We start from the raw sequence: 10,732 nt of genomic DNA on the forward strand, positions 1-10,732 counted from the left end.
TTCGGATGGAGAAATCCGTACGAGGAATCCCACGCTGCGACGTACTCGCTGTGGTCTTTTAAGCGCTGGACCTGCAGACGGGCACCGCTACGATGGTCAAGCGCAAAGGTCGGACCACTGGTAGACGACATCGATCTGCGCTCTGCGGTACATGGAGGCAGACTGAAAAACACCAAGAGCGGCAAGAAGGTTGTTCTCACGTCCGGTTGAGAAGCGGCGAAAGTTCACCGGTCCAAAACAACGCAAGCCTCTCCCGAGCTCTTGAACCCGCAACGTAGAGAACGCGTAGCAGCCGCTTCTCCTCCTCTTGCTTCTCCTCGCCATGCTTCTGCTGCACGAAGTACGGCGGAAATGACTTCGAGCCCAACCGGGCCATCGCTACTCCGCGGTACTCCAAGCCTTTCGCCCGGTGCATCGTCATCACACGCACTACATCGCCGAGCTTCTCCTCCTTGGTGTTCTCATTCACCACCTCGGCGTCAACGCCCGCCGCTTCGAGCGACTCGCAGATCTCCCGCACGTCGTTCCGCTCGTACGTGAAAACTGCGATGTCAGAGCGTGAGTACCCATCCGCAATCCACTGCTCAATCTTCTCGACGATTCCTTCGTCCTCTTCCGATTTCGACTTGAAACCAAGCGACTCCGGCTCTGGTCCGTTGAACACCGAGCGCGCACCGGCGAGTGTGTCCGACGACGTGTCGAGGTCGTCCGCGTCAGCGTCGGCGATTTGCAAACACCACCGGAGGATCTCTCGGCTGGTTCGATAATTCACCGTCAGTCGGCGGGCTCTCCCACGAGTCTCGATTCCGAAACGTGAAAGGGGCGCGGGCTTACCGTAGATTCGTTGATGAGCATCACCGACGATGAAGAGATCATCGGTTCCGATGGGCACCAACGCACGCAATAGCTTCCAGTGAGCCGGATGCAAGTCTTGAGCTTCATCAATCACCGCGTGGAGATAGCCGAATTGATCTCGCAATCTGGGATCGGATTCGAGGGCGGCGGCAGCGCGCGAGGCCAACTCGGTGAAGGTGGTCTGGCCTTGCGCTCGCATCAAAAGTTGGAACTGCTCGATAGCGAGCCACACGTCGGCGCGTTGAGGGCGGGTCAGCCGCTGCGACCGACCACTACGCGTCACGCGCAGATACTCAGCCTCATCGGTGATTCCGTTGCCGAGCACCACCTGCGACCACTCGTCACTGAGGAATTTGGGGTCCCAATCGCTTTTGGCGGACTGGGCGGCGGTGCGCCAGAGCGGCTCCAGCTGTAAATCGGGCGTGACCTTCGACGAATTCACGAACTTCCTGCCAGCGTCAGTCGCTGCGACAACCGTTCGCGCTAGTGAGTCCAGGTTGACTACGTGAACGCGGGTCGTGACTGACGGGCCTGCCAGTTGAACCAGTTGACCTTCGATCGTCTGCGCAAGATTCCGGGTAAAAGTGGTGAACAAGATTTTTACTTCTGGGTCGGCACCTGTTTCGTCGAGGCGCCGACCGAGGAACCGGGCTCGGTGAATGGCGGTCACGGTCTTGCCGGTCCCTGCGCCTCCGGTGACCCGGAAAGGCCCGTTCCAGCCCTCGTGCGTCGCAAGCTTGCGCTGCAAGGGATGTAGCCAGACCCGCCACTTCGCGAACTCTCCCTCCAGGACGGCTCGCAGTTCCTCTTCGTTATCTCCATCAACAGCAGTAAAACTCAACCTGGAGAGGGGGCGCTTGAGTGCGGCCTCAAAATCGTCGACGTCAATCGGGCCCGGGTCTTCAACAACGAGATCGTTCCACACGTCCTGCGGATCCTTGCCGAATGCGAGATCTAGCACGGCATTTCCTTGAGACGCCGGCAGCGCTTCGACGAGTTTCTGCAGTGCGTCTTCTGTGGTGATCTGCTTTAGCTCCGCAGCAACGTCGGTCGACACGCCAAATCGTTCGAGGTCGGCCTGGCTCACCGTAGCAGGCATCAATGGTTCGGAGCTAGCGCCGGCCTTAACACCTGCCCGCGCATGGTCCATTGCCTCGCCCAGGGCGATCGGATCGTAAAGCTCAGCGGCGCCTGTCTTGTCGTTAACCTGGAGTGTGAGCGTCTCGGCAAATTTGTAAGCGTCGTCGTGCTTCTTGACGGCCACCAGATACAGCCGACCGTTGTCATCTTCTGAACCCGCATTGACGAGAACAGCTCGGTAGTTATCAGTCACCCGCGCGGTACGGACATGCTTGCTGGCGGCACCCTTCGGACGCTTGAAGTCCAGGCCGGTCGCGTCGGAGTCCTGCTGCAGCTTCATGATGAAGTTCAGGACTCGGCTCTTGATGCTCCCGTCGAGTTCGTCGTAGGAGTTCTGAAAGAGATCGTGGATCTCAACTTTCGTCTTCACTTGCTCGCTCCAATCTGCTCGTTCAGAATCTCTGCGATTGAATCGACATCAAAATCCTGCGGTGCATTTACAACCTTCCAGCCTTCGGCGGCCAGCCACGCTTCTCGGTCGGGTTCGTTGTCGACCACCACGGCCACTTTCACGGCAGGCCAAGCAAGTTCGACCTGCCAGACCGAACTTTCCGGCCCTACTTCAATGCCCGGCTCGGGCACTGCAGCGCCACGTCGGGCGAGTAGAGCGACCAGCGAAGCGAGGCTCGTATCTGAGTACTGGAGAACTTCATTCCACTCTTCCGGAATAGCGAATCCAACATCGGTTGTGACGGTTCCCGTCACGCTCAACGGAACATGAACTCCCGCAAAGGCATCGGCTGACTTTCTGGTCCATATCTCAGCCATGCGCAGAGGCATTGATTCGCCGTGCCGTGGGACCGTGAGGAATTGAAGTATGTTCGACCAGCGGAGCCAATCACGCCATTGCTCAGCATGTTTCGGCCCTCCAACTTCCGTGTCACGATCGTCCAGCACGGCCAGCACACCGGTGGTCGGTTCGAATTCGACTGGATCGGCACAGATGAAGAGTGGAAATCCGCTTCGCCCCACGCGGGGGACGACGACTAGTGCGCCATTCGGCTCGGATTCTGGCACTGCGCCGGCGAGGCTTTCCTGAAGTACCGTGGTCAGGCTCGCTGCATTGGTGAGGATCGGCGACTCGACACCGTGCTTCCCGGGCGGGCTGACCAATCCATGGACCGTTGCCAATGCTCCGCTTGACCACAGGTCTGACCCCGGGTCGGACAGATACTCGATGAGCATGTCAATCGGGTTCAGCCACAACGTCTTCAAGCGAACATCCTGAATGGCGTCACTCGCTGTATTTTGTACCTGCTGATGAACGAGATCAGGTACGGCCGCCTTGGTCTTATCCGAGGCGAACGCCTGAACGTCATTCCACGTGATAGACCAGACCCGCTTTCCGTCGTGTCGCAATGCGTCGCGCTTCACCGCATCATCGTGGGTGATGTTGTTTTCCGGGCTGGCATGAAACTTCTGCCCGTCCAAATAGATTGCGACGTCGAGATCTTGCGCGTCGCTGCGCGTGAGCAAGAAGTCGGGCTCCGTCCAGACCGATGCTTTGACCTGAACTAACGGCCGCATTCGCCAGCGTCGGATCTCGCCATCCGGGCCGACGAGCCGCAGGTCGACCTCCTCACCCGTCGATCCGTTTGACGTCTCAACGGAACACCCTGGCCGGCTTACGACATGCTCCTTGAGCGCTTCCCGGAACTGCATTTCGAGTTCGCTCAGCTGGACTGGCGCGATGTCGATACCGGTCACCGTCGCGATCTCTTCGACGTCCCAGTCGTTGAGCAACTTGTCCAGCAATTTTAATGCCGATTCTCGCGACGCGAAGGGCATCTCCCGTGCCGACAGCACGCCGTAGAGGCATCGGTGGCAGGCCGCTGTTGCCTCTGTGCGGCAAGGGCATTCGCGTAGTGCAGTGCGAGCGAGCTCGAGGATCGCCTTCATGCGATCCGGTTCACCGAAGCGGTCCAGGTAGCCAGTGCCACCGGGAACGGTGTCGTGCAACACGAGGAAGCGTCGCGTCGCAGACCCGTCGCCCATGCTCGACGCGAGGACGTTGAGGTGTTGTGGATCGCCACCGAAATCACGTCGGAGACCGAGCAGCAGAGCGCCCTTGAAGGACGCCTGTGTCGTCTCGTAGTGAAGCATGGACACGGGCAGCAAGAGTCGTACAGCCTGGGTGCGGAGCTCATGGGAGAGAAGGAGGTTTTCCCATTGCTCGGGCGCGCCACGGCGGGTGGCGCAGAAGCCGCGGTGCCGGACCTCGTCGGTGTCGGTGGCGCGCCGCGCGACGACGCCGCAGAGCGCGCACGTAGTGAAGCCGTTGGCAGCCACAGTCTCCCCGGCGATGTCGATCTGATTGCCCAGCGCGTCACCGAGCCCGAGGTTGAGCGTTCGGATGTTTGCCGACCGGGCGTACTCGGCGCCGAAGACTCGGTCCTTCAACCGCCAGGCCTTCGTGATGTCAGTCGGCGCGACGTCGACTCCACTTACCGTGCTGAAGAATGTGCGTGTTCTGTCGTCGGACTCGTCGTCGATCAATACGTCGTCCAGCCGGTGGACCGCCGATACCTTCTGGAGAGCGAGAACCTTGTGGATCGCACCGGAATCGGTGACTGCGGGATTGTGGCATCTCGGGCACGACGGCAAGTTCGCCGTCACGTCCGTACTTCCCCAACCGCACGATGGGCACAGTCTCGTCCGCCGCCATAGTGGTTGGGATGCCGGCCCAACGTCGACTGCGTCGATCTCAACTCGTTTGCCGCCCGCATAAAAGAAGGCGCCTGGTGCGAGTTCGGTGAGAGCGACGCTGCTGCTGCGTTGGTACGTCAAGTCGAGTGCCTGTGGTTCGGGTGACTTGCCTTCGTTGGCAATCCACCACAGGTGGACGTCGAGGGTCGTCGAATCGTCGAGCAGGTTGTAGTTCGGCAGCAGTCCGACCCCGCTGAGCCCGGTCAGGGTTTCTTGCTTTCCGCGCTCATACAGTTGGTCGGCCAGGGCCTTGGACTCACCGACGCATCGCTTGCGGTCTTCGATCTGCTTGTCGTCGAGGTGCCCGTGTTTGTCCAGTTCTGCGATGACCTTCGCGAGTTCGCCAAGCCGGCCGCGTATTTCGTCGCCTTCGGTCTGCCATTTGAGTGCAGCACGTGCAGCGTCGTCGCGCAGTCCTTCGGACGCGTACGTGCGCACGTTGTGCTGCGCGTCGGCGCCCAGCTGGACATCGAACAAGTCGAGGAAGCTGGATGCCAAGCTTTCGGCATCCGCGGTAACGGCGTCAACGAGCGAACGTAACCAGTTGCCATCGTCCATGCCGTGGTCGAGGGCAGCGTCGAGCTTGGCGGGCATCGGCTGAGCGGTGGTGACCGTTCCGGCGGCGAGTCGATCGAGGCAGAACGCGAAGTACTGCCGATGAAGAAGTTCGGTCGCGTTTAGGTAGGCGCCGGGCGGCACCACTTCGCCAGCAATCAGATGCGTCGGTTGCGCGAAATAGTAGAGGTCCCGCGGGCTGCTGGATACCGCCGCGAGGATGAAGGCGTTGCCTGTACTACGCCCTGCTCGGCCGATCCGCTGCAGATAGTTTGCGGTTGAGCGCGGCAGGGATGCTAGTGCGACCGTACTGAGTTCGCCGATGTCGATGCCCAACTCCAGAGTGGGCGTGCAGGCGAGGACGTTGGGATCAACGGGCGAACGACTCGACTTGAATCTGGCCTCGATCTCCTCGCGCTCTTCCCGGTCGAGGAGGCCCGTGTGTTCGTGGCTCACGATGCGTCGGATCCGATGGCTCTGATACATCGTGCGATAGAAGTTGGTCGGATCAAGATCCACTCCTGCGAGATGACCCGTGCACCTCATTCTTGGACACACCGCGCCGTCCCAAAGGTCTGCACGGGAGACCGTCGCGGGCTGGACGTGATGACATACGGGGCATTGAAGCCGGACGATGCCGTTCGGGTCGAGGCTGATCTTGTCAGCGGTCAAACCGTATATTTTGGAGCCCTTTTCGCCGGTTCGTTGTTCGAGCGGCATACCCGTTCCTGCCAATAGCATTACCACGTCAACCAGTAGTGCTCTGGCTTCGGCGTTGTTGACCTGGAGACAACGCTTGGTCCAGTCGGTCAGCCAGGACTCCCCTCGCGGACTCAACGACTGGAAGTCCGACTTACCCACCACGCCGGTCGTGAAGAACGACGGTGCCGGACGGCCCCAGGGAAACTGCGGCATACCTTCGGCCGCTCGGCCCCAGATCGACCAGCGATTGCCTTCTTCACGAATGTACGTCCGCAGCCAGTTGTGATGGATCCCGCCGTTGACTCGCAGGTGCTCGAGAACGCCGAAAATCCATGTGGGGTAGTCGATCACGTCAAGCGCCGACTCCAGACTCAGCTGCGGCATGATTTGATGCGCTTCTCGCACATGCTGCACGACGACATCCAGGTCGACGTCTACATCGACGGCGACGGCACCGGTCAATTCGAGCGTGCGCCCTATCCGTGAGTTGAGACCAACTTCGAGTTGGGCTTGGAACGCGATGCGGCTGTTCAGGATGCTTCGCAGCTGTCCGTCGTAGTCATCCGCCAACCACTCCCCGTCGAGGCCCAACCGTCGTGCGAAGTCGGGTGGCGTTATCGGGTAAATGTCACGGACCGGTGTATCTGCGAGAAGCCGGCGCGCGGTCTCGGATAACGTCGTGCGTTCACCGCGGGTTGCGCCGAGCAGTTTCGATCGGAAGTTGAACTGGAAGGCTCTGCCCTCGATGAAGGCGGCGCGGTGAGCGGCATCTTGGACTGAGTCGGTGAAGACCAGAGTCTTCTTCTCCGATTCGGCCAATAGCGTCGACCCGAATTCGCTTGTGAGACCGACGCTCACCAGTGTGGCGAGGCTTGATCCCATGAAGCGGATGGCGTTTCGGGCACCACACGACGGGCAGACCTGATCTGCTGCCTGATCATCGTCGGGTGTCACATGAACCGGTACAGCCGAATTGCTGGCAGTCGCGCCCAACTCGAGCGTCTCGGCATCGAGGTACTTGACATTCGCCTCGCCGGCGCTGGCAAGCAGAAGAGCTCTGGTCTTGGATCGAGAGGAAAGCCGTGCGCTATTCCGCCACACAGCGACTGACTCACCCGCCAATGACTCGCCGAGCTCCGTCGTGTTGGCGACCCACCCCGAACGACTGCACACCCTGCAGTGGGCCGCAGGCAGATAAATGCTGATATCCGCGGGGCCGTCATGCCACCATGCAAACTCCGGCACCGCATTTACCTTGCGGATCATCCGAGTCAGTTCTCGAACCCACAACTGAACCTGAACGCTGATCATCGGTCTTAGGTTGCCGTGGCCGTCGTCGACTCTGGCGACGGAAAGCAACGCGAGGAACTTCAGCAGTGCTAACTGCACCGCACCCGGGTGCGTTGAGTTGTGCATGCCCCAGGGGAGAACGCCGGCTTGGGCGATCTGGACGACGGCCTCAGCCGGCGTAAGCGGTCGATCCTTCAGGGCGTCGATGACGACGCGTGTGAGGAAGTGCGTCCGGAGAACCTCGCCGATGGCCACGGGGTCGCGGTAGTCGATGACAACGTCAGAATCGGAATCCGCATGTGGTTCCAGAACAGCCCGCGCCAAAGATTCCCAAGACCCCGGCACTGACGCATCCGGCACGGCAGCGCGGACAATGCTATCGACCGAAGGAATCTCCAACTCGTAGTCGACCTCAGGAACGACCTCGCCAGCAGACAGCGCCGTCTCGACGATCAACGAATCCCGGTCGAACACGCTCCCAAAGATGGTTTCGGCAAACCGGCGTAGCTCCTCCGAGCGGGTGCCCCCGCCCAGCGTCGCAGATGTAGCCACTGGCGTGATACGGCCAAGGGGCCGACCAACCTCGGCAACTTGTAGGCGCGCGCCAAGCCGGCGGACGAGCATCGCAACGTCGGTGCCCTGAGCGCCGTCATATGTGTGAAACTCATCGAGGACCAGGTATTGCATTGTCGCAGTAGCGTTATCCCACAGCGAGTTGTCACCCTGACGAAGCAGCAAGAGGTCAAGCATCTTGTAGTTCGTCAGTAGGATGTCCGGCGGGCTCTGTCGCAACGTCTCGCGGTGGTCGACTAGCTGATGCTTGTTGACGACCTTGCGCTTGCCGTCGCCACCGATGTAGACACCGGCAGTTACGCCTTCCAACGCCGGATCGTCGTGCAGGTAGCCAGCAAGGCGGCGTGCTTGATCCGTCACCAACGCGTTCATCGGATAGAGAATGATCGCCTTGATGCCACGTTCACCACGCGCTGCCGCGCGCCGCGCGTGGTCAAGCAAAGGAACCAAAAATGACTCCGTCTTGCCCGAGCCAGTCCCGGTTGTGACGATAGTTGGTTTGGCGGCCCGGTCGAGCGTAGACAGCCGGCCAAATGCATCAGCTTGATGTTGAAACGGCCTAAATCCCCGCGGCATCCACTGCAACGGCGAAGTCCACGTGTTGTCCACCGGCTTGTACGGCGTGCGAACTTTCAGGTACGGACCACGAAACACCCCAGAGGCTGGGTCGCGAAGAAATTCCTCCAGTGCACCGCGCGCGGCTTCGTCTGCCAACGCAAACGTAGTCGACAAATACTCAACGATCGAATCGCGAGTCTCCACTGCGAGAAGCGATGGAAAGGTTGCATCACTCATGTCAAGTCAAGCCTCTGCTTGAAAGTTGCGTATGCAGAACACATCTCTGCTTCACGATCAGGCTTGTAGAACCAAGGCTCATTGTGCGATTCGTCTGGAGGGAACGATGTGTAGCGATCCAACAAGTCGCCGTGGTCTTCATCGCGAAAAAGCGCCTGCAGAAGCTTGTAGTCATCCTTCTGTTGACGTACGCCCTGTGCGTGATGTTCGTACGCGATCTTTTGCCCAGTTGAGTCGAAGTACATTTCGTGTTCATATTTGCGGAGAACCGGGAACTGCGCGCGAAACATAAGAGCCAATTGCTCAGACGAAAGCCCCAACATTATTGCCGCGAGAGCATCGATCTCGACTAAGGCAGCACGGCGTTCGAATTCGCTGCGCAAAGGCGTATCGGCAGTCCATTCGTACCCTACGGAACTCAGATTTCTCGACTGGATTGAGAACGAAGTGGTCCACGAGTCAGAGTAGAACGCTTCTGAAAACAATGCCGACCACAGCGGCGCATAGTCGCTAGTGACACAGTTGAGCCGCAATATTCGCAAGAGAAGTAAGGGTGCACAGGGATGCTCGAATGGCGTCGGAAATCTTTCAATCATCTCAGTGTTGACCTTGCTCGCACCGCTAACCTTGACCAGGTAGTCGAGTGGAAGTGATACCCAAAGGCCCGCGACAAGAGCAGTGCGCCGAAGGCTGGTCGGTGCCATGACGTTGTTAATGTGAGCAGCCTTCTCGGCGCTATCTTGAATGGCCAGGGTGTAAACGGTATTCACGTGTGCGGCACCTGGCGGCACAATTGCGGCATGCAGCGAGCGCTCGCTCCCCGGCTGAGTCATATGCCGCCAAGCAACTCGCCAGTAATCAGTGGCCGGCCGATTATCCCACTGCGGAATGTGAGAATTATAGCGATTCTTATCGCAAGCTCTGTGATAGTTCGTCTGAGGGATGACAGAATCTAGGGCGCAGGTGAGGTCAATTTTTGACCAGTCCTTATTCGATTTGCACGGATTATTTGGCTCACGAATCAGTGGATTCCCTGCGGTGAAATTAGGACCCTGCAGTATTACTTCTGACCAAGAATTGGCATGCCCAGTTCGCCACTCAATGAATCCATCTTCGCGCGCGGTCTTCTCATTCCACAGGCTGGACCAGCGATAGCCTAGATCGACAAGCCGCAACGGTTGTTGCGCGAGTCGCGCAAGAATTTCGATGTGATCCCTCGTCAAAGGGCGCAGTAATCGCGCCTCACTTGCAGGTGTTCCTGGCGCGTCGAACAATTGCGCCCATTCCGACAACACATGACGATCAATTATCGCCAGCCTAGACGCGTGTGGACGTATATCCCAGCCGCCAGATGGATATTGAATTCCAGGAATATCACCTTGGCCATCGTGGTCTAACGAATCGTCCACCGTGGAAGGGTGTTGAATCGTGCACATATTCATAAATCTTATGTCGCCCGACTCTCCGTAGACCGACACTCCAAAGGTGACATTATTATCGATCTCAGCAAATAGTAGAAGGTTATTGCCAAACTGCCAGTGTCTTCTTAGGCGCCTGTATATCTCGGTACGAAACGCACTCGCGTTTGGATCGCTGAAATGACCTTCAGGGTGAAGAAGGGCGGCAATTCCTGCCGACTGCGAGTTACGCCATGCCCTCTCTATAAAATTCATATAGAGATTTGTTCGGATTCCAGCTAACACTGAATGTTCAACGCTTGAGCCCAAATGCGCAGCATTGCCTGCCCATATCGCCAGGTCGCCCAAGTATAGCGCAAGCCCGTCTCGCGAAGATAAAACTTTACTTCGATGGATTTTGAAGGCTTTATCCGCGATCTTCTCCTGCAAAAGGAAGTAAGGGTCGGTTTCCGCCAGCGCCGTCGACTCCCACCAGTCAGGCCTTACCCAGGGCGGATTCCCCACTTGCAAGTCAAACCCGCCGCGGTGAAAAACTCCCGCATAATCCAATTCCCAATGAAAGAAGCCTTGCACCGCTGTCAATGGACAGCTGAAACTGCCCGTGGGCGGACGTGAGAAATGCCTGTAGGTGGCCGTTAAGAACTGCCCAGTGGCGGACACGAATCTGCCCATGAGGGGTGCATCCGCCACCGGTCGGT

2 protein-coding genes and 1 pseudogene are annotated in these 10,732 nt (G+C 58.8%); all 3 read right to left on the reverse strand.

What is annotated here, in order from left to right; all coding sequences use genetic code 11:
* Window positions 1–196 precede the first annotated feature (196 nt).
* Window positions 197–2,365 (reverse strand): 3'-5' exonuclease, encoded by a 2,169-nt coding sequence (locus CYU59_RS04990; RefSeq protein WP_292976569.1) that lies wholly within the window; start codon window positions 2,363–2,365, stop codon window positions 197–199.
* A complete protein-coding gene (locus CYU59_RS04995) occupies window positions 2,362–8,616 on the reverse strand; it encodes a DEAD/DEAH box helicase (protein WP_292976572.1) in 6,255 nt (2,084 codons plus the stop codon). The genes CYU59_RS04990 and CYU59_RS04995 overlap by 4 nt, the downstream gene beginning before the upstream one ends.
* A pseudogene (locus tag CYU59_RS05000) lies at window positions 8,613–10,732 on the reverse strand (restriction endonuclease subunit M); the annotation flags it as partial. The gene CYU59_RS04995 and the pseudogene CYU59_RS05000, both read right to left, overlap by 4 nt.

Source organism: Mycobacterium sp., from assembly GCF_002863225.1.
GTDB lineage: Bacteria > Actinomycetota > Actinomycetes > Mycobacteriales > Mycobacteriaceae > Mycobacterium.